Genomic DNA, 19,508 nt, shown 5'->3' on the forward strand with positions numbered 1-19,508 from the left:
GGGACCCGATACACGGTAACGACCGCCAGGGGACAAGGGATTGCATGCATCGCGCCATCTTAGAGCCTGTCCCCCACGGCGAGTAGACGAAGCCGGCTTCCGCTGCACAGTACTTGTGGGACTGGCATCGCCATGAGGAGGCACTGGCATCCGCCAGACGATTCTGCGACGATCCGGTCCTTCATTTGCGGATCAAGGGGTTGAGCCGCCATGGGCATTAGGCAGTTCCTGTTCGCGTGTGTTCTGAGCGTCGGCGGCATCGGTGCCGCATCGGCCATGGACGCCGATTCCCAGGAATTGGGCTCCCTGCAGCGGGTCAGCGCCGACAGCGCGGTTAGCCATGAGGGCGGCGGCAACAGCGGCGATGGCTTGGGCGTGCCCCGCGACACCTCCCCGCAAACCAGTCCGGCTTCCAGCTCCAGTAGCGAAAACTGCCCCACAGGCAGCGGCGGTTCCTCCGGCACTCAGCGCAGCCGGCGCATCAGCCTGGGCTGGCAGTCACTGCTGCCGGGCTCGATTCAGTAAACCGTTCCGTGCCGGGGGCTTGGTGGCGACAGTGGCTGTCGCGCTTCGACCCACCGCCTATTCCCGATACTCTTTGGCGCCGCGCACTGGCAGCGTGCCCGCTGGCGCGCCGTCTCGATGACAACCGCCTGCAGGCCCTGCGCCAACTGACCGTCGCCTTTCTCGCCCGCAAGCGCTTTCATCCGCTCGCCGGCACCGCGCTCGATGACAGGCTGCAACTGCTGATTGCCATGCAAGCCTGCTTGCCGGCCTTGCAACAAGGTGTACGCAGCCTGCGCGGCTGGCGCGAGGTGCTGGTGTACCCCGGCGAGTTCAAAGTGCGCCGCAGCCATCACGACGAACACAGCGGCGTGGTCAGCGAGGCCGATGACGTATTGATTGGCGAAGCCTGGGAACGCGGCCCGCTTATCCTGTCGCTGGCCGACGTACAGCTGGACCTCGAACAACCCTGGGACGGCTACAACGTGGTCGTCCACGAGATGGCCCACAAGTTCGACATGCTCGATGGCCCACCCGACGGCGTGCCGCCGTTGCCGCACGATATTGGGCGCCGCGAATGGATCGTGGCTTTCCAACGTGCCTACGATCACCTCTCGAACGATGTGGCCCGCGGCCGCGAGACGCTGATCGACCCTTACGCCGCGGAAGGTGCCGATGAATTCTTCGCCGTGGTCAGCGAGATGCACTGGTCGCAGCCTGGGCTGCTGAAACGTGCTGAACCCGCGGTAGCTTCGCTGCTGACGGCCTACTACGGACCGTCGCCCGCGCCGGAATGAGCCTTGGGGATGCTCTGATCTATTCAACGCAGGCGAGCTGATACGATGACGCCTGCGTTGAATAGATCAGAGCATCCCTAGCCCGGCGGCAGCCGGACACTGAAGCGGGCACCGCCGAATTCGGGCGAGCGATCCACCGTCAGCTCACCACGATAGGCCTTGATGATGTCCTGCACGATCGACAGGCCGATGCCATGGCCCTGCACACGCTCATCGCCACGCACACCGCGCTGCAAGACTTTCTCGATCTTGTCGTCATTGATGCCGGGACCATCGTCCTCGACGCTCATCCACAGACCCGGGCGCTGGCGGCCAGCCATGGGCTCGGCTTTCACTACCAGCAACACGCGGTGACCCGCCCACTTGAACGCGTTCTCCAGCAAGTTGCCCATCAGCTCCAGCAGATCGCCCCGCTCGCCGTAGAAAGCGGCGCCTTCATCGATGTCGAACTCGCACAGCACGTTCTTTGCCGCATAGACCTTTTCCAGGCTCTGCACCAGGTCCTCGGCATGGCCCGCAATGGGAATGGCGGTGGCGAAGGTCTGGCGCCCGGTGGTTGCCGCGCGCGCCAGCTGATAGGCCACCAGTTCGTCCATGCGGCGCACCTGATCGAGCACATCGCCACGCAGCGGCGAGGCCCCATCGACAGATTCGAGGCGTGAGCGGATCACCGCCAGCGGCGTTTTCAGGCTATGCGCAAGGTCGGCGAGCGTGTTGCGGTAGCGCGTGCGCTGTTCGCGCTCACTGTCGATGAAGGCATTGATGCGTTCGGTGAGACCGGTGAGTTCCAGCGGGTACTGACTGTCCAGACGCTCGGTGTCGCCCCGCTCAACACGGCTCATATCGCTGGCCACCTTGCGCAAGGGCGTGAGACTCCAACGCAACAAGAGAAGCTGCAGCAGGATCAGCATCACACCCAGCGACGCCAACCAGAAAATCAGACTGCGCCGGAATACCGCATTCTGGCCTTCGAGTTGATCCTCGGCCTGCGCCACCATGAAGGTGAGCTTCACCGATTTCTTCTCGGAGGTGTCCAGCGCCACGCCATAGGCGTAGTAGTACAGCCGGCCCATGCGTGTCTCGATCGGGCCGACAAACTGGCTCTGCCCAGGCTCCAGCTTCTTGAGGAAGGCAAAGTCGCGACCGATCGCCGAAGGTGATTCCAGCTTCGCCCCGTTCTCGCTCAGCGCCAGCGCGTACAGCCCCGATCCCGGTTGCGAGAAGCGCGGGTCCGGCGGTGTATCGGGCAGCAGCACCTTGCCGGAGCGCCCGACTTCGGTGCCGGCCAGATAGGCCACGACAAAATTCTGCAGGTGATCCTGCAGGTCTTTCAGCGCGGTTTCGGCGCTGGTGCGGGAAAGGGTCAGCCCGACGACGCCCAGGAAGGCCGCCAGCACGAAGCCGGTAGCCAACGCCGCTCGCGCCGCCAGTGAAAACGGGCGGCGCGGCGGGCTGGGATCATTCGTCGTCGGCTTCGCTGCGAGGGATGGCAAAGCGGTATCCGCGTCCACGTACCGTCTCGATGGGCTTGAGGGTGCCTTCCGGGTCGAGCTTCCTGCGCAGACGGCCGATGAAGACCTCCAGCACATTGGAGTCGCGGTCGAAATCCTGCTGGTAGATGTGCTCGGTGAGGTCGGCCTTGGAAACCAGCTCGCCCGCGTGCAGCATCAGATATTCCAGCACCTTGTATTCGTAGCTGGTGAGGTCGACCAGCTTGCCTTCCACCGCCACCGTCTGCGCAGTGGTGTCCAGCTTGATCGGGCCGCAGGCCAGCACCGGCTTGGACCAGCCACTGGCGCGACGCACCAGCGCATTGATGCGCGCCAGCAGCTCCTCGACGTGGAACGGCTTGACCAGGTAGTCGTCGGCGCCGTGCTTGAGGCCCTCCACCTTGTCCTGCCAGCTGCCGCGCGCGGTGAGGATAAGAATGGGGTAACGCTGGCCCGCTTCACGCAACGCCTTGACCAGGTCCATGCCGGACATCCTGGGCAGGCCCAGGTCGATGATGGCCAGATCGAACGGCACCTCGCGACCGAGATAGATGCCCTCTTCGCCGTCCTGCGCCGCGTCGACGGCAAAACCGTCGCGCTTCAGACGTGCGGCGAGCGTCTCGCGCAGCGGCGCCTCGTCCTCTACCAAAAGGATGCGCATCAGTGTTTCTCCTTATTGCCCTCGCCGTCGCCGGCCGGGTTCTTGGTTGATTCCGAGGAAGCCGGGTTCTTGCCTGCTTCCGTATTCACAGTGACCACGCGTACATGCCCAGACGGCGTGAGCACCTTGATGCGATGCTCGAACGCATTGCGCCCACGCCGCACCGTGCTGGCCGACAGCACCTTGCCGCCGGTGTCGCGCTGCACCTGGTTCACCGCCTCTTCCAACGTCATGGACGGCTCCAGCGCCTGCGCAGCCACCGAAACGGTCGCCAGGAGCAACAATAGGGCCGACATTCGTAGGATTGTCTTCATTTCGCCAACAAAACCTCGTGGACGGTACCGTTAGGCCGGCTATCCTCGTTCAGCCTATGAAACCGGGCCTGAATACTGACCCGACAGCCGCGCGCTGTCACGCGGCGACCCGCCGTGGCGCCATGGCCTGCTCAATCAAGCCCCAGCCCGCGCCGGGCAGATGAGCCCCCTCGCTGAGCATGCGGCGAAAGCCGCGCGCACCCGGCTCTCCTTGATAGAGGCCAAGCAAATGGCGACTGATGTGCTTGAGCGAGGTGCCGCGCGCCAGCTCTGCTTCGATGTAGGACTGCATATGGCGTAGCACGTCGTCGCGTTCCGGCAGCGGTTCGCCGTACAGCGCCGACTCGACCAGGGCCAGCAAATAAGGATCGTGGTAGGCCGCGCGCCCCAGCATCACGCCGTCGACCTGGGCCAGATGCGCCTGCACCTGCTCCACCGTGGTGATGCCGCCGTTGATGATGATGCTGAGCTGGGGGAACTCGCGCTTGAGCCGGTACACGCGCTCGTAGTCCAGCGGCGGGATCTCGCGATTCTCCTTCGGGCTGAGTCCCTGCAGCCAGGCCTTGCGCGCATGCACCACCAGGATTTCCACACCGGCGGCGATCATGGTTTCAGTGAAGCGCTGCAGGTCGGCGTACTCATCCTGCTCGTCCACGCCAATGCGGCACTTCACTGTCACCGGCACGTCCACCGCATCGCGCATTGCCTTCACGCAATCCCCGACCAACGTCGGCTCGCGCATCAGGCAGGCACCGAACTTGCCCGACTGCACACGATCCGAGGGGCAACCCACGTTGAGGTTGATCTCGTCGTAGCCCGCATCCGCGCCATAACGCGCCGCCACCGCCAGCTCCTGTGGCTCGCTGCCACCCAGCTGCAGCGCCACCGGATGCTCCTGCTGACTGTGTTCCAGCAGTCGCAGTTGTCGGCCACGCACCAGCGCCGCGCTGGTGACCATCTCGGTGTACAAGCGCGCGTGCGGAGAGAGCAGCCGGTGGAAATAGCGGCAGTGCCTATCTGTCCAGTCCATCATCGGCGCAACCGATAGCTGGAAGTCATTTCGATCGATTGCATGCATGGCAAATATTGTACCTGCATGCTCAAGGCGGCGAAGTCATGTAGCGCGCATTGAGTGGTTAACCCCATCCCTTCGGCCATGGCAACGCCTCTCCGTGGCCATCGCGCCACTCAATCAAGGCACCGCCATCGATGCGTTTTTCCGAAGGCTTCCTTAGACTCCGATGAGAACCATCGGGGAATGATGTGATGCAGCGTTCGGGGCTTCTGATTTCTCTTTACATGCTTATGGCTCTTATGGTCGGAAGCAGTCTGGCGTCGGCTGAGCCTGCCCAAATCGCACGCATCACCCTTGGTCATTCGACCGTCCCCTTGAATGGACCGTGGCGATTCCATGTCGGCGATGATTCTCGCTGGTCCTCATCGGACTTCGATGACAGCTCGTGGGAAACCGTCGATCTCACTCCTGCGCCAGGTGCACATGACGGCGACGTCGGACTACCGGGTTACGTATCTGGATGGAGCCGACGCGACCATGCGGGGTACACGGGTTATGCGTGGTATCGGATCAAAGTTAGCGTCGATAGCGGCACGGATACCCCGCTTGCATTGGCAGGACCGACATTGGTCGATTCGACTTACCAACTTTATGTAGACGGAAAACTGCTCGGTGGCCCGGGTGTATTCTCGGGTACGGCACCAACGGTATTCGGCGTGCGGCCGAGTGTATTTCCGTTGCCATCCTCATCATCGGCAAGCTCGCAAACCCACCTTATTGCATTTCGCGTGTGGATGGATCCCATTGATGCAGGTGAGGACAATGGCGGCATTCATGTCGCGCCGACGATCGGCGACGCGGACGGCATCGATCTGTTGCATCAAGTGCAATGGCTACAAACATTCAAGGGTTACGTGGTGGATGCGATTGAGCCAATCGCATTCGTTCTGCTTGCGCTTATGGTCTTCGCGCTGATCGCGTGCCGAACCAGCGACTCCCATCACTGGCTAGCCGCTGCGCTGCTTCTCCTTGCACTTCTGCGTGTCAATCAGGTGCTGTTTTACTGGACAGACTTTCTAAGTTTGCGCTGCTATGACATCGCGACTGGCGTGATACTTAAACCCCTCAATTTGGCAGCATGGACGCTGGCATGGCGAGACTGGTTTCGCGTGAGTAAATATCCATGGCTGCGTTACGTGATCAGCGTGCTTACCGTGGTTTACATGGTCTTCGCATTTATTGGCCGTCCGTGGTTTATGCCGGAAGCGACCCCCGGCCTCAAGATGGTCGCCGATATCGTTGTCGAAGGCGTTCGTCTGACCTATGCCGCGCTCTATCTATGGATCATTGGGCTGGGCGTGATCCGACTGGCGAAGCCGTCCGCTTATCTGGCCGCGCTCTCCGTGATCATGGTCGGCATTGGCCTGTTCGCGACGGAACTCAACGCTCTGGGAATTCCGGGAATCTGGTTTCCTTATGAAACGGGAGTGGCAAGGGGCCAGTATGCGTATGCCGTCTTCATCCCGCTTTTGTTCTTGCTGATTTTGATGCGGTCGGTTGGCTATGCGCGAAGAAAGTAACGAAGGGTGCTGCCGCCGCCCCAGAAATCTGGCTGTACGTTGTGCGGATGACGTGATGTGTAACCACCTTTCCGGCACGGGCTGAACATCGCGCATGGTGATGACCACCATGCCATTGATGGCTACTTTGAGTTGAAAGCTGATCTTTGGAAGCTAGGTCAAATGAAGAGGCCACCTTCCTGAGGGCCACCCCGCAACTCCCGTGGTACTTCAATGAAGCTAGACGACACTTGGATCCAGAGCCTGAAGGTTTGAATGCGAAGCGGCAGCGACTGGGGAAACCAAGGACCAACCTAGCGCCTTGTACAGTGCCGCCCCCTCTTCCGTTGCAACCAGCACACCCTGCTTTACTCCGGAATCTAGCGATAGGCTGGACAGTATGGACATGACGTACCGACCAAGCCCTCTTCTTCTGTGGGCTTCGGCTGTGACAATCTTGTCGAAAGTTGCAAACGAGTCGGCAACGGCCATCTGACCACTAGCTGCAAGATCTCCCGCGGCCGTAATCAGTTTGACAAACGTGAGCGCCCCTGAATTTTCGGTTTGGACACGGTAGCCCTCAACGGCAGGGACATCGTCGCCGATGAGGTTTGCGCTCATCAAGAACTCTGGCGCGTGGATGTCCCAGCCGCCCGAAAGCAAGGGAGACAATCTATCGATCGGTGCACAGACCTTTAACCAACTCCCAGGACCGGCCTCGGTACTGACGAGTCGTTGAATGAGCTCTTGATCGAAATGGGGGAGAACGTAGCGCGTTGTCTGATCGGGCTTCCCAACGAAAATCTGAAAATATCCAACTCGTTCCATCGGAGTTTGGGTATGCCGGGAAACTGCCCAACCATAGGTCCAGGCTCGAGCAACGATGGATCGTTCGCGCGCATCAAAACTGCAGGGGTGGATTGAGTTCGAGGGGAGCAAATTCACTGACCTGAAATGAAAGTTGACTAAATGTTCGCAGGGAAGCATTGGACCATGGTTCCGAAACGTTTCGAGCGCAACGGCATGGTCGTTTAGCCAAGCCTACCGGAAATGTCCGTATTTGGACTCCTCTATCACAACGACACGCCGATCAGCATCACGCCTCCGACAATGCGTGCGCAGTCGCCTCGAGATGATCCATATAAGCCTCCACACGCCGTCTGAAGACGGTCGCACCAGAAAGCGCCTCATAACGCGCGTCCGATTCCAAAGCATGCTTCAGCGCTACCCCTTCCTCGGTAAGCGGCGTGCTGCCGAATATCTGCAGGCCGCCGAGCAGGCGGTGTATCCAATGGGCGACGTCGGCGGAGCGACGCTCGGCGATCAGCGCGTCGAGCGTCGCCAAGTCGATTCGCGTAGTCCTTACAAAGCGCATTATCAGGGAGTGGATGACCTCATCGTCGCCGAAGCTCTCACGCAGCACATCGAGGTCGACCGAAAATGCCGGCGCGTCCAGGATGGGAGATGCGGCTACGGGGACCGCAACCGCGAATACCCGCTCCAGCTTCATGTCCAATTCGGCGATACGCACGGGTTTGGGCAGGAAGTCGTCCATGCCGGCACGGGTGCATCGTTCAAGTTCGCCCGGCATGGCATTGGCCGTCATGGCCAGGATGTGCAGATGCCCACCATGAGTGATTTCGCGACGGCGTACGGTACGGGCCAGTTCGTAGCCGTCCATCGACGGCATATGGCAGTCGGTGATCAGTAAGGTATAGGCATGACGTTCCAGTGCCTCAAGCGCCTCTATGCCATTCTCGACGACGTCGCAGGTATAGCCGAGTTTTTCCAACTGCGCCGCGATCAGTGTCTGGTTGATGGGGTTATCTTCGGCCACCAGTACGCGCCGCTCGTGAGGCGCGGCATCTGGTAGTGCCGAACTTTCGTCTTCGCCATCCTCAAGGCCCAACGCGCGCTGGCAGGCGATGGCAAAGGTCGACCACTTGAGTGGATTGCTGGTGATCGTGATGCCGCACGCGCCGCTGGCATAACCATGCGGGTCGGGAATGCCGGTAACCGTCATGCACGCTTGCGCGCCGCTTGGTCGCGTCCCGCCGAATTCGTCGTCGATGAAGAGCAGGTCCGGCTTGTCGTCGCCTGCCCCCACCATCATGCCCAGCGCCAGCACGTTCTGCTCCAGCGCATGCGCCACCGCCGCATCCTCCAGCCGAATCTGCACCACGCCCCCACGCAACACGTGGTGGGGACGTCGGCGACAATGGATCGGCATCAGCAGCTCCACGTGCATGCGCGTACCCTTGTTCACCTCGCTTTCCAAGGCGATGGTTCCATCCATCAATTCGACCAGACGGCGGCAGATGTACAGGCCAAGCCCGGTTCCGCCATAACGGCGACTGGTGGATGACTCCGCCTGGGTGAAGGGCGCGAAAAGGCGGTCGGCCTGGTCGGCGGACATGCCGATGCCGGTATCGATGACGCTCAGCCGAACTCGCTGCTTGTCATCGACCTCCTCCAACACTTCTACCCGCACATCCACGGAACCCAGCGCAGTGAACTTGATCGCGTTGCTGAGCAGGTTGAGCATCACCTGACGAAGGCGCACGTTCTCCGCGCTTACCTCCGCAGCAAGTCGCGCGTCGATATCAACGCTGAGCGACAGGCCCTTCCGGTGTGCTTGCGCGGCCAACACGCTGACCGTGCTGTCGACCAGGTCGCGGATGTCCACGGGCACGTATTCCATGGTGAGTCGGCCGGCCTCCATCTTCGAGAAGTCCAGCACATCGTCCAAAATCTGCAGCAAAGCAGTGGCGGAGATCTCCACGGTACCGAGCATCTGCCGCTGCTCCTCGCTCAACGAGGTGTGACCCAGCAGCTCGATCATGCCGATGACGCCGTTCATCGGCGTACGAATTTCATGGCTCATGGTGGCCAGGAATTCCGCCTTCGCCTGCGTGGCGGACTCCGCCAACTCCTTCGCCTTCGCCAGCTGCTCGGCCTGCAGATGCTGCTCGGTGACATCCACCCAGTAGCCGCTGAAATGCACGGCGTCGCCTTCTTTGCGGGGAATGGCGTTGGTGTATATCCAGCGCAATGTATCGCCCACGCGCACACGCATGGCGGCCTGCATGGAGGTCATCGTGTTCGCGGCACGCTCTACCTCGACCATCAGCGCGTTCCGGTCTTCTTCGACCACCGTAGCCAGAGCGCGAGGCCTGTCGTCGATAAAGACCTGGGCGGGCATCCCGAAGATCGGCTCCGGATTACCGCCCACAAACAGGAAGCACATGCCCTGTTCGCGCGTGTAGCGGCACTTGTAGACCACGGCAGGCAGGTTGCGCGTGATGTCGGTCAACTGCTGCTCGCTGCGTTGGCGTTGGCGTGTCTCGCGGCGAAGGCGCCAATACGCATAGGAAACCGTGAACAGAAACAACAGCACCACGGCGATCACCGGCAGTGTCTTGCGCGTTATCTCGCGCCATGACCCGCCGTACGTATAGTGCGAAGCCAGCCAAGTGTTGCGGATGGCCTGCTGCCTGCTGTCAGGCAGGCCCATGAGTACCCGGTTGATCAGCGGTACTAGCGGCGAGTACTGCTTGACGACGCCCATCGCCAGCACCACATGGTCGTCCGTAGGCGCGCTGATCTTCAGGCGACCGGCGAAACGCTCTCGTAAGACGTAATCGGCGTTCGCCAGGTCGCCAATGAAGGCGTCCGCGTTGCCATCAGCCACTTGGGCAAGGCCTTGCTCGGTGGTACCCACCGGGATCACCGTCACACCACGCAAGCGATCCATCACTACTTTGATCGATTGCTTGGACGTGTTCGCCGTCACCCGCATGCCGACGAGATCATGGGGACCGGTAACAGCATTTGCGTCTACGCGGGTCACGATCATGACCGGGTAGTCCATGTAGGCGACGCTGAAATCCATCCGTCGCGCGCTCTCCGGACTGAAGGGCGAAACGGCCGGCAGCAGATCGACTTTGCCTTCCTCCAGCAGTTTGGTCGCTTCGGCCCAGTTCTGTGCTGGCACATAGGTCAGGCGAAGATGGAGCGCCTTGCTGACTTCGCGCAGGTAGTCGCTGGCGATGCCCGCCGGCTGCCCGTTGCGATCTAGCAGGGTGTAGGGCGGCGAGGTGGGGTCCATGGCCACCCGGAGCGGTGGCAAGGTCTGCAGCCAGGAGCGCTCCTCGTCGTTGAGCGGCACGGGGCCGTCTTCGCCATGCGTCTGACCGAGGTCACGGTTGAGCCAAGGGGCCCTCAATCGCGCGTGGTCCTCCGTGGTGAGCTTCGCCAGCCCTTTGTCCAGCACATCGATCAATACCGCGCGATCCCTGGGCGCCGCGAAGCAAAGTGCAGAAATGGGCAACGCCACAAGCTTACCCACGCGCAGTTGGTTCTGTAGCCCCGTCGCGGTAATGGCCGCACTTGCAGCATAGGGGTCGTCGATATAGGCGTCCGCTCCCCCGCTAGCCACTAGCTGGAGCGCTTCACGGGTGCTCGGCGCATGGATGAGTTTTATGCCTGGGATGTACTTCTGCGCTGTTTCGGCGGTGGCATCGTCGACCAAGCTAACCAACGTTGCGTTGCGGAGCCCGGACATATCACGAACGTGATCGTTGCTCACCCGGGTCACCAGCGCGGGCAGATGTTCGAAATACGGCTGGCCAAACCGCAAGTACGCCATCCGCTCCGGTGTCGGCGAGGCATTCATCACCAGATCGACGCTTCCATCGCGCGCCGCGCTGAGCAGAGCGCGCCAACTCGGAAATACCCGGTACTTCACCTGGATGCCGAGATGATGCGTGATCTCGGTCAGATAGTCCGGCCCCAACCCCTGCGGATGGCCGGACACCACGCTTTCAAAGGGCGCGAAGCCTTCTTCGTACGTCCCCACGGTAATCACCGGGTGAGCGCGCAGCCAACTCTCTTCCGCAGGCGTCAAGGAAACGCTCTCGGCCTGCGTTAGGCGAGCGGTGCAGAAAACCACGATGAATAGGCAAAATCGCAACCAAGCCATGCAGCACGTATCCGTCTTGAGGTGAGGACCCAGCCTGGTGCCGCCTTCGGGTGTCACCTTGTCCGGGGTTCCGCTTACACAGCAACTTGGCGGGCCTGCCGCGCTGACCCTTGGGATGGCAACGAGAGTGGCGTGTCTTGCTTGCGAATCAACACCCGTTCAGAGCAGGCCACCTTAGCCACCTGCTCTGAAGCTGAAAATAAGACGACGCTGAAATATCTACCCGAGATGGAAAAATCGTAGCAATCAGTCCAAGTATTGAATCGGAACTGATCTTGGCTAGATCAGCTCAAATAATTCCATGCTCTCGGGCATAAGCGACCATGTCGCGATCGTGCTCCAAACCCAGCTTGCGCATCGCCTGGCGCTTCTGGGTACTGACCGTTTTCACGCTGCGACTGAGTCGCCCCGCGATCTGGCTGACGGAAAGGCCGCCAACATACAAGCGAAACACTTCCATCTCCCGAGGCGAAGGGAGGGACGCACCGCCGATAGGATCAGCATGCTCCGTCAGTTCGAACCGCTCGCGGAAAGAGGCGCTGATAAACGTCTTCTTCGCCGCAACAGCACGCACCGCCTGCACCAGTTCCGTCATCGGCGACCGCTTATCAGCCAAGCCGGCCGCACCTTGCTGAAGCGCACTCCTCAGGACGCCGACATTGTTCACCATGGTTTGCACGATCACCGGAATACCCGGGAAACGTGAAGCGAGCATCGCGATCAGCGGAAGTCCGTCACCATGCCGGCTACCGGGCATGGTGAAATCCGTAATGATGACATCGCAAGGACAGCGGCCGAGTAGATCGATCAATGCGTCGCCATTGCTGGCTTCGCCGACGATTTTGATATCGGATGAACGCTCGAGTACTGCCTGGACACCCGCCAGGACTATGGGGTGGTCGTCCGCGATGATGACTCGAATCTGCAAACCACCCTCTCCCACGTGCAGGCTTCCGTGTAGGTCATTCGACCGGTACCACACGTCATCCTCATCTCGTATGGCCGGCAGCGGTGCATGCCCATCCGCGTTGCTATCAGCGGCGTCGGCGGCGCAACCATATTCACAGAGAATATTCCTAATTTCCATGGCCTTGCAGAGTCCGTGTTTGAAAACAGAGGGCTGACGGACAGTAAGTATTGGACACTGAAATGTATATGACCCCAGAGATGCTCTGATCGATTCGGCACAGGCCTCATGGTGTCCAGAAGGCTCCGCGTGCGCCGACAACAGCCTGCCGGCCAAGTGGTGGCATAATGTGCGCCTGCAGCTGCACCCTCGGGCAGCACTCGTCAGGCAGCGGCACCCGCCCACTCGCACGAGTCCGACGACCGGTTCATACCAGCCGCCCTGCACTGCAGCTAACCCTGACCTTGAGACGGTAACCACGCATGGTGGCATTGGCGACGGAGCACGTGATCGACGTGCACCACTGGAACGACACCCTTTTCAGCTTTCGCACGACGCGCGATCCCGGCTTCCGCTTTGACAGTGGCCAGTTCGTGATGATGGGGCTGGAAGTGGAGGGGCGTCCGCTGATGCGCGCGTACTCCATCGCCAGCGCCAACTGGGAAGAGCACCTGGAGTTCTTCAGCATCAAGGTGCCGAACGGGCCACTCACCTCGCGCCTGCAGCACCTCAAGCCCGGCGACCCGGTGATCGTCAGCCGCAAGCCCACCGGTACCCTGGTGCTCAACGACCTCAAGCCCGGCAAGCACCTTTACCTGCTGGGCACCGGCACGGGCCTGGCGCCATTCATGAGCATCGTGCGTGATCCGGAGACTTACGAGCGCTTCGACAAGATTGTGGTGGCCCATGGCGTGCGCCACATCAATGACCTCGCCTATGCCGACAATCTGGAACGCGAACTACCCCAGCACGAATACCTCGGCGAACTGGTGCGCGAGAAGCTGATCTATTACCCAAGCGTCACGCGCGAACCGTTCCGCAACCGCGGGCGCATCACCGACGCCATCGCCGATGGCCTGATGAGCGAGTCCATCGGACTGCCGCCGCTGAACCCGGCAACGGATCGTGTGATGCTGTGCGGCAGCCCGGCCATGCTCGACGATATCTGCGCGCTGCTCGACGGCCGTGGTTTCCATGCTTCGCCGCGTACGCGCGAGCCGGGCGATTACGTGATCGAACGCGCTTTCGTCGAAAAGTAATCCCGCACCTCACGCGCAGGTAACGACGATCGCGGAAGCTACTGGCGAATGCGCCCCTGCCCTTCGTTGTCCCAGTAGCCGAAGATCTTTCGTGCAACCAGCTTGTACAGCCGCTTGAAGGTAGCCCGCCACAGGCGGGCGTGCGGCGCCGGCGTGGCGAGGATCGCGCACTGACGCGCACTCAGCGCCTCGGGGCAATACGTACGTTTGTGCTTGAGCAGGTGGCGCAGATCTTCGCGCGCCAGCAAGCGAAACAGGGTGCCCCGACGTCCGCGTGTCCATGCGATCTGGAAATCCACCAACGCCGGCCGGCCGTCCTCACGCACCAACCAGTTCGGTTCCTTGGCCAGATCGTTATGCACGATGCCACGACGATGCAACACGGCAAGCAGGCGCAGGGCATCGCGGTAATAGGCACGATCGCGCGGCTGCGCCTGCTGCATCGGTGCACCGGCGATATAGCCGCGCAAGAGCTGACGACCATCCCAGCCCAACAGGGCAGGAACGCCATCCACACCATCGAGCTTGGCCAGCGCACGCGCCTCGCGTGCCGCCGCGCGGCGCGCGAACGCACGCGCCCACCAGCGCGCAGCGGCCACATCGCGGCGAATGACCGTAACGCCGTCGCGCTGTGCGATCTCAATGCGCCCCAGTTCGTCGGCCTTGAGCAGAGTGGTGTCGGTGATGTTCACATGGCTTCCGGCAAGCTGCGACAGGGGTAGACTCACCCGCGATGTCGCCGTGCGTCTATTGTGGCCGATCCATCAGCCGCCTGCGCCATGCTGTGACCATCAGCGGGACCATCAGGAAGTACATCGCCATGCCTTCGCGCCTGCCATTGTTGCTCGCCCTGCTGCTGACCGGCGGTGCCGCGCTGTGTCCCGACATGGCCATGGCAGCCTCGCCTGCGCGCGCCGGCTCCGAGTCGTCGCGTCACGAACATGGCGTACTGGCCGGCCATCGGTACACCATCGATCTGACCCAGGTTCCGCTGGATACCCGCTGGACCCCGTTGCGGCAGGCACTCGACAACTACGCCGCCAGCCAACGCAGCGCGTTTCTCGACAAGGTCAAGAACGCCCCGCCAAGCCGTCTACCCGCACCCTGGAAGCTGTCCGTGGATTTCAGCGTGGCGGCCCACTCGGATCGCTTCGTTAGCGTGGTGGCCTTTGGCGACATCGAGCCCGGCGGCGCGAGCCCGAGCGCCATCATCGACAGCTTCACCTACGACACGAAAGCCGAACAGATGATCTCGCTCTCTGATCTGTTCGACGATTTCGCTCCCGCCGAAGCCGCCCTCGCCGCGAATGCGCGCGCGCAGCTGCTGGCCAAGCTGAAACCCGGAAAACATCACCGTCCACTCGCTTCCGATGCCGCCACGGTGCGCAACGGCACCGAGCCAGGCAAGGAGCGCCTCCGCATGTTCGTGCCGATCGTCCGCAAAGATCACCAAGCACACGGACTCAGCCTGATCTTCCCTTCACACCAGGTTGCCGCTGACACCGCCGGCCCGCAGGACGTGGACGTGCCGACCGCCGCATTCGCGCGCTGGCTGAAGCCCGAATACCGCGACGCCTTCCACTAAATATTCTCACTGCCTGGAAAGACATGGATATCGCCCTCTATGGCCTTGCCGCCGTACTGATCGTTGCCGGCGTCGCCGGCACCATCCTGCCGGCCTTGCCCGGCATCCCGATGATCTTCGGCGGTATCTGGCTAGTAGCCGCGCTGGATAATTACCAGCGCCTCGGACTGTGGTGGCTGCTGATCATCGGTGCGCTGGGCACGCTTGGCGTGATCGTCGACTTTGTCGCCGGCGCGCTCGGCGCCAAACGGGTGGGTGCGAGCCAGCTCGCGCTATGGGGCGCCACGCTGGGCACCATCGTCGGGATGTTCTTCGGCCTGCTCGGACTGGCGCTCGGGCCTTTTGTCGGCGCACTGGCCGGCGAACTGGCCGCAGGCAACAGCGTGTTGCGCTCCACTCACGTCGGAATTGGCACGTGGCTGGGTCTACTGTTTGGCACGCTGATCAAGCTAGTGATCTCCTTCCTCATGATCGGCCTATTCGGCTTCGCCATGCTGGTGAGCTGAAAGGCTTCGGCCCTGGAGCGTCGAATGCCGGACCTTCGGCACAGGCACTCGGCAGGGTGGGCTTTTACGCTGCGCCGTCTACACAAGGATTTCCACACCATGTCCAAGCGCCTCGCCTTTGTCATCGCAGCCACCCTGGCCGCAGCCGGTTCCGTGCACGCGCAGCCCAAGGCGCCGGACTGGATCGAGCGCAGCAACGCGAACGCCAAGGCCATGCTCGATGTGATGGCCCGCTTCACGCCCGAGTCCGCCTCGCAAGTCGGCTTGGCCGGCTACGACGACAAGGTCGCCGACCTCAAGCCGGGTGTGGATGATCGCCAGCGCGCCGCCTTGGTCGAAGCCAAGGCCAAGTTGCAGAAGCTGCTGGTCGCCGAGAAGGACGCCAATGTGCGGCAAGATCTGCAGATCATGATCAAAGCCGCCGATGAGCAGATCGAAGGCATCGACCTCAACCGCAAGTACATGTTGCCCGTACAGGATGTCGGCCAGCTGATCTTCAACGGCGAATTCACCCTGCTGAAGGACGACGTGGATCCCAAGCGCCGCGCGCTGGCCTTGAACCGCCTCCAGTGTTACGTCGGCAAGACCGCGGGCTGCACACCGATCGTCGAGCTGGCCAAGGCCCAGACTACCGAACGTCTCGGCAACCAGTCACTGCTGGGCCCGTACAAGGGCGACATCGAACAGAAGTTGTCGAACACGCAAAGCTATGTCGACGGCATCCGCCAGCTGTTCGCCAAGTACAAGCTGGACAACGCCGATGGCAAAGCCGCGCTGGATGCGCTGGACAGCCAAATGAAGGACTACGACGGTTGGGTGCGCAGCACGGTGATGCCGCGCACGCGCGCCGACTTCCGGCTGCCCGAACCACTTTATGCCTACAACCTCAAGCAAGTCGGCATCGACATTCCGCCGCAGGAGTTGATCAAGCAGGCCGAGCTGGAATTCGTCGAGCTGCGTTCCATGATGCAAGTGATGGCGCCGATCGTGGCGAAGGCCGAAGGCATCAACGCCACCGACTACCGCGACGTGATGAAAGCGCTGAAGAAGCAGCAGCTGACCAAGGACCAGGTCATGCCCTGGTATCACGAGGTGATCGCCAAGATCGAAGACATCATCCGCCGCGAGCGCATCGTCACCCTGCCGCAGCGCAAGATGGCGATCCGCATGGCCTCCGATGCCGAGGCTGCCGCCGTACCGGCGCCGCACATGGACCCGCCGCCCTTCATCAACAACAAGGGCGAGCAAGGCACCTTCGTGCTGACCATGGGCAACCCGTCGGCCAAGACGGGTAGTTCCGATGCCTACGATGACTTCACCTACAAGGCCGCCGCGTGGACACTCACCGCGCATGAGGGCCGCCCCGGCCACGAACTGCAGTTCGCCGCGATGGTGGAACGCGGCGTGTCGCTTGCGCGCAGCCTGTTCGCCTTCAACAGCGTGAACGTGGAAGGCTGGGCACTGTACGCAGAAGCTGAAACGCTGCCGTACGAGCCGCCGGCCGGTCAGTTCGCCGCCTTGCAGGCTCGACTGATGCGTGCGGCCCGCGCCTATCTCGACCCCATGCTCAATCTAGGCCTGATCACGCGCGAGCGCGCGCACGACATCCTCATCCATGAAGTCGGCCTGTCCGAGGCCATGGCGCGCCAGGAGCTGGATCGCTATACCTTCAACAGCCCGGGCCAGGCCACGGCCTATTTCTACGGCTATATGCGCCTTCAGCAGCTGCGCCTGGAAACCGAACTTGCGCTCGGCTCGCGCTTCGACCGCAAAGCCTTCAACGACTTCGTGATCGGCCAGGGCCTGCTGCCGCCGGAACAGTTGGCCGAAGCGGTGCACTCGCAATTCATCCCGCAGCACACCAAGAAACCGTGATCTGCGAACGGACGAGGGCGGCATGCGCCGCTCTCGTCCGCCGCTCTCGTCCGATTCCATCAGCGGCGACGTTTCGATGCCGGCTTCGTGGGTGGAGCGGCCATGCTGCGTGCCAGCCATTCGGCGAAGACGGGGGTATCGCGCGTAAGCGACGGCGGCAACAGGATGTACTGCCGGCTCGGTGCCGCGCCGGGCTTGGCCACGAGACGCGAGGCACCTGCCATAGCCAGCAGCGCAGCCTGATCACCCGGCGCCAACTTCAAAGCAAGTCCTCGCTCGGTAAGCCAGGCACAAGGACGCTCGGCCATATAAGCCATCAAGCCACCGAACATGGGATGGAAGCGCAAATCGTGCGCCAACCCGAGATGCGTGGCGGCATCGTCCAGGTCGCGCCGCAGGGCCTCCAGCGCCGCGCTCATGCCGCGGTGTCGGGAATCACGTAAAGCAGCACTGCAAGGTAATGCAGCACGCTGCCGGCCAGCACGAAGAAGTGCCATATCGCATGGTGATAAGGCATACGCCGCGCCAGATAAAACGGCACACCCAGCGTATAGGCCACACCGCCGGCAATCAGCAACACCATGCCGCCGGTTTCCAGATGGGCACTGAGCGGTTTGAAGGCGACCATTCCCACCCAGCCCATCGCCACATACAACAGCACGGCGAACCGGCGGTAGCGCTTGAGCACGCCCAATTCCAGCGCACTGCCCGCGACAGCCAGCGTCCAGATCGCGCCGAACAGGCTCCAGCCCCAGGCGCCCGGCAGCGCGACCAGGGTGAATGGCGTATAGGTGCCGGCGATCAGCAGGAAGATCGCGATGTGATCCAGCGTGCGCAGCACGCGCTTGGCCAGCTCACCAGGAATCGAGTGATAAAGCGTCGAGGCGGTGTAGAGCAGGATCAGTGTGCTGCCGAACACCGCGCTCGACACCACCGCACGCACGTCGCCGACCATCGCCGCATACGCCACCAGCGTCGCCAACCCAGCGATGCTGAGCAGAATACCGATGCCATGGATGACGCTGCTGGCGAGCTCATCGCCAAAGGCATAGCGCGGAACGGCAGCGCCAGTGGTGGCGGACATGGGTATTCCTCAAGGAAACGGGGGCGCCAGTTGACGCTCCCGTCACCTTACCTGCGCCGCCTGCGATTGCATACTCTAGGGATGCTCTGATCTATTCCACGTACCCGGCATGACGTCCAGAAGGCCCGCAGGGTGTGGTGCGTGGCACCGGGCAGACTGGCCGTCTGTTCAAGCCGCGCGGCGCAGCCTGCGGGCCTTCTGGACGTCACCCCATCATTCAATTCAACACGTTGGGGCTGCCCTGGATGCGCGCAGCGCTTCGCCCCAGCGGCTCGACAGACAGCCAGTCTTCCTTCCTCGCTCCTCAGAGCCGAGTCCATCCATGGACTCTCCCCGCGTGCGCCGCTGCGACAAACCGCTGCGCGCATACAGGGCGGTGACGGGTGCGCGGAATAGATCAGAGCATCCCTAGCGAACGGCACTGCTATTCGATGATGAAGGCGCCAAACGCAATGCCCAGGTTCCAGCCCTCGCCCGTGCCGCTCAACGCCAACGACACATTGCCCTTGGTCAGCACCTGGGCGGCAGCCGACTTCTCCGCGCCGGCATGCACCTGCGCGTTGGCGTAATGGCCCTTGATCTCACTGACGCTGGACACGCCGGTGAACTTGCCGACGCCGTCGGTAATCTTGCTCTTGCCGAAGGTCAGCCCGCCGCCCTTGACGCGAATCCTCACGTGCATGCTCTGCCCATTGTCGCAGTGGACAGTGCCCGTGCCCGTCGCGGTCTGGTAGAACACCGACCAGCCGACCAGCTGGAAATTCATCTTGCAGGAGATGTCGGCCGCTGTTGCCGGTGCCGGCATCGCCAGCCATGCCACTGCCAACACAACGCCACCCAGCCGCTTCCACATGATCGCTCTGCCTCCACCGATGCATGCCGGCGTATGCCGGACCGCACGATTGTGGCAAGAAAGCATCAACTTGAGAGCCTGTTCACGATTCCCGCGTGATTCGCGTTCAGCCGTGAAC

17 protein-coding genes are annotated in these 19,508 nt (G+C 62.1%); 7 read left to right on the forward strand and 10 right to left on the reverse strand.

Annotated features, from left to right (window positions below):
- Positions 1–210: 210 nt before the first annotated feature.
- Complete coding sequence (locus OUZ45_RS12505) at positions 211–525, forward strand: hypothetical protein (RefSeq protein ID WP_266170448.1); 315 nt, start codon at positions 211–213, stop codon at positions 523–525.
- 8 nt (positions 526–533) lie between these two features.
- Positions 534–1,301, forward strand: coding sequence for a M90 family metallopeptidase (locus OUZ45_RS12510; protein ID WP_266170449.1), 768 nt, complete (start codon positions 534–536; stop codon positions 1,299–1,301).
- A gap of 77 nt (positions 1,302–1,378) precedes the next feature.
- Here the strand turns inward: OUZ45_RS12510 and OUZ45_RS12515 are convergent, their stop codons facing one another.
- The 4 genes from OUZ45_RS12515 to dusA form a co-directional block, all read right to left on the reverse strand.
- A complete protein-coding gene (locus OUZ45_RS12515) occupies positions 1,379–2,794 on the reverse strand; it encodes an ATP-binding protein (RefSeq protein WP_266170450.1) in 1,416 nt (471 codons plus the stop codon).
- Entirely contained in the window at positions 2,760–3,452 is a 693-nt protein-coding gene (locus OUZ45_RS12520; RefSeq protein ID WP_266170451.1) for a response regulator transcription factor, read from the reverse strand. Before OUZ45_RS12520 ends, OUZ45_RS12515 begins: the two co-directional genes overlap by 35 nt.
- Complete coding sequence (locus OUZ45_RS12525) at positions 3,452–3,748, reverse strand: PepSY domain-containing protein (RefSeq protein ID WP_266170452.1); 297 nt, start codon at positions 3,746–3,748, stop codon at positions 3,452–3,454. The genes OUZ45_RS12520 and OUZ45_RS12525 overlap by 1 nt, the downstream gene beginning before the upstream one ends.
- Before the next feature lie 115 nt (positions 3,749–3,863).
- The gene (gene dusA, locus OUZ45_RS12530; protein WP_266170453.1) at positions 3,864–4,844 is read right to left on the reverse strand and encodes a tRNA dihydrouridine(20/20a) synthase DusA; all 981 of its coding nucleotides are present in this window, start codon (positions 4,842–4,844) and stop codon (positions 3,864–3,866) included.
- A gap of 188 nt (positions 4,845–5,032) precedes the next feature.
- On the opposite strand from dusA, the gene OUZ45_RS12535 reads away from it, so the two are divergent.
- On the forward strand, positions 5,033–6,361 hold the full coding sequence (locus tag OUZ45_RS12535; RefSeq protein ID WP_266170454.1) for a glycoside hydrolase family 2: 1,329 nt from the start codon (positions 5,033–5,035) through the stop codon (positions 6,359–6,361).
- A gap of 1,075 nt (positions 6,362–7,436) precedes the next feature.
- Here OUZ45_RS12535 and OUZ45_RS12540 read toward each other — a convergent pair.
- On the reverse strand, positions 7,437–11,321 hold the full coding sequence (locus OUZ45_RS12540; protein ID WP_266170455.1) for a transporter substrate-binding domain-containing protein: 3,885 nt from the start codon (positions 11,319–11,321) through the stop codon (positions 7,437–7,439).
- 289 nt (positions 11,322–11,610) lie between these two features.
- On the reverse strand, positions 11,611–12,408 hold the full coding sequence (locus tag OUZ45_RS12545; protein ID WP_266170456.1) for a response regulator: 798 nt from the start codon (positions 12,406–12,408) through the stop codon (positions 11,611–11,613).
- A gap of 302 nt (positions 12,409–12,710) precedes the next feature.
- Here OUZ45_RS12545 and OUZ45_RS12550 point away from each other — a divergent pair, with 302 nt between their 5' ends.
- Entirely contained in the window at positions 12,711–13,487 is a 777-nt protein-coding gene (locus tag OUZ45_RS12550; RefSeq protein WP_266170457.1) for a ferredoxin--NADP reductase, read from the forward strand.
- 38 nt (positions 13,488–13,525) lie between these two features.
- Here the strand turns inward: OUZ45_RS12550 and OUZ45_RS12555 are convergent, their stop codons facing one another.
- A complete protein-coding gene (locus OUZ45_RS12555) occupies positions 13,526–14,179 on the reverse strand; it encodes a protein kinase family protein (RefSeq protein ID WP_266170458.1) in 654 nt (217 codons plus the stop codon).
- Positions 14,180–14,307: 128 nt separating this feature from the next.
- Between OUZ45_RS12555 and OUZ45_RS12560 the strand changes: the two genes are divergently transcribed.
- The 3 genes from OUZ45_RS12560 (at position 14,308) to OUZ45_RS12570 (ending at position 17,453) form a co-directional block, all read left to right on the forward strand.
- Entirely contained in the window at positions 14,308–15,072 is a 765-nt protein-coding gene (locus OUZ45_RS12560) for a hypothetical protein (RefSeq protein WP_266170459.1), read from the forward strand.
- A 23-nt stretch (positions 15,073–15,095) separates the two neighbouring features.
- The gene (locus OUZ45_RS12565; protein WP_266170460.1) at positions 15,096–15,578 is read left to right on the forward strand and encodes a DUF456 domain-containing protein; all 483 of its coding nucleotides are present in this window, start codon (positions 15,096–15,098) and stop codon (positions 15,576–15,578) included.
- Between the two features lie 99 nt (positions 15,579–15,677).
- On the forward strand, positions 15,678–17,453 hold the full coding sequence (locus tag OUZ45_RS12570) for a DUF885 domain-containing protein (protein ID WP_266170461.1): 1,776 nt from the start codon (positions 15,678–15,680) through the stop codon (positions 17,451–17,453).
- Between the two features lie 59 nt (positions 17,454–17,512).
- On the opposite strand, the gene OUZ45_RS12575 is transcribed toward OUZ45_RS12570, so the two are convergent.
- The 3 genes from OUZ45_RS12575 to OUZ45_RS12585 all read right to left on the reverse strand — a co-directional run bounded on the left by OUZ45_RS12575 (position 17,513) and on the right by OUZ45_RS12585 (position 19,390).
- Entirely contained in the window at positions 17,513–17,872 is a 360-nt protein-coding gene (locus OUZ45_RS12575; RefSeq protein ID WP_266170462.1) for a TfoX/Sxy family protein, read from the reverse strand.
- Positions 17,869–18,537: a PAQR family membrane homeostasis protein TrhA gene (gene trhA, locus OUZ45_RS12580; protein ID WP_266170463.1), complete on the reverse strand. Its 669-nt coding sequence runs from the start codon at positions 18,535–18,537 to the stop codon at positions 17,869–17,871. The genes OUZ45_RS12575 and trhA overlap by 4 nt, the downstream gene beginning before the upstream one ends.
- A 424-nt stretch (positions 18,538–18,961) precedes the next feature.
- On the reverse strand, positions 18,962–19,390 hold the full coding sequence (locus OUZ45_RS12585; RefSeq protein ID WP_266170464.1) for a hypothetical protein: 429 nt from the start codon (positions 19,388–19,390) through the stop codon (positions 18,962–18,964).
- Positions 19,391–19,508: the final 118 nt, after the last annotated feature.

The sequence above is a fragment of the Dyella subtropica genome, assembly GCF_026283965.1.
Taxonomy (GTDB): domain Bacteria; phylum Pseudomonadota; class Gammaproteobacteria; order Xanthomonadales; family Rhodanobacteraceae; genus Dyella_D; species Dyella_D subtropica.

What these genes read in the sequence shown, in the direction of transcription:
- dusA (WP_266170453.1), bottom strand. Translation starts at nt 4,844, where the DNA reads ATGCATGCAATCGATCGAAATGACTTCCAGCTATCGGTTGCGCCGATG.
- OUZ45_RS12585 (WP_266170464.1), bottom strand. Translation starts at nt 19,390, where the DNA reads ATGTGGAAGCGGCTGGGTGGCGTTGTGTTGGCAGTGGCATGGCTGGCG.
- OUZ45_RS12520 (WP_266170451.1), bottom strand. Translation starts at nt 3,452, where the DNA reads ATGCGCATCCTTTTGGTAGAGGACGAGGCGCCGCTGCGCGAGACGCTC.
- OUZ45_RS12525 (WP_266170452.1), bottom strand. Translation starts at nt 3,748, where the DNA reads ATGTCGGCCCTATTGTTGCTCCTGGCGACCGTTTCGGTGGCTGCGCAG.
- OUZ45_RS12545 (WP_266170456.1), bottom strand. Translation starts at nt 12,408, where the DNA reads ATGGAAATTAGGAATATTCTCTGTGAATATGGTTGCGCCGCCGACGCC.
- trhA (WP_266170463.1), bottom strand. Translation starts at nt 18,537, where the DNA reads ATGTCCGCCACCACTGGCGCTGCCGTTCCGCGCTATGCCTTTGGCGAT.
- OUZ45_RS12565 (WP_266170460.1), top strand. Translation starts at nt 15,096, where the DNA reads ATGGATATCGCCCTCTATGGCCTTGCCGCCGTACTGATCGTTGCCGGC.
- OUZ45_RS12540 (WP_266170455.1), bottom strand. Translation starts at nt 11,321, where the DNA reads ATGGCTTGGTTGCGATTTTGCCTATTCATCGTGGTTTTCTGCACCGCT.
- OUZ45_RS12575 (WP_266170462.1), bottom strand. Translation starts at nt 17,872, where the DNA reads ATGAGCGCGGCGCTGGAGGCCCTGCGGCGCGACCTGGACGATGCCGCC.
- OUZ45_RS12560 (WP_266170459.1), top strand. Translation starts at nt 14,308, where the DNA reads ATGCCTTCGCGCCTGCCATTGTTGCTCGCCCTGCTGCTGACCGGCGGT.
- OUZ45_RS12505 (WP_266170448.1), top strand. Translation starts at nt 211, where the DNA reads ATGGGCATTAGGCAGTTCCTGTTCGCGTGTGTTCTGAGCGTCGGCGGC.
- OUZ45_RS12550 (WP_266170457.1), top strand. Translation starts at nt 12,711, where the DNA reads ATGGTGGCATTGGCGACGGAGCACGTGATCGACGTGCACCACTGGAAC.
- OUZ45_RS12570 (WP_266170461.1), top strand. Translation starts at nt 15,678, where the DNA reads ATGTCCAAGCGCCTCGCCTTTGTCATCGCAGCCACCCTGGCCGCAGCC.
- OUZ45_RS12535 (WP_266170454.1), top strand. Translation starts at nt 5,033, where the DNA reads ATGCAGCGTTCGGGGCTTCTGATTTCTCTTTACATGCTTATGGCTCTT.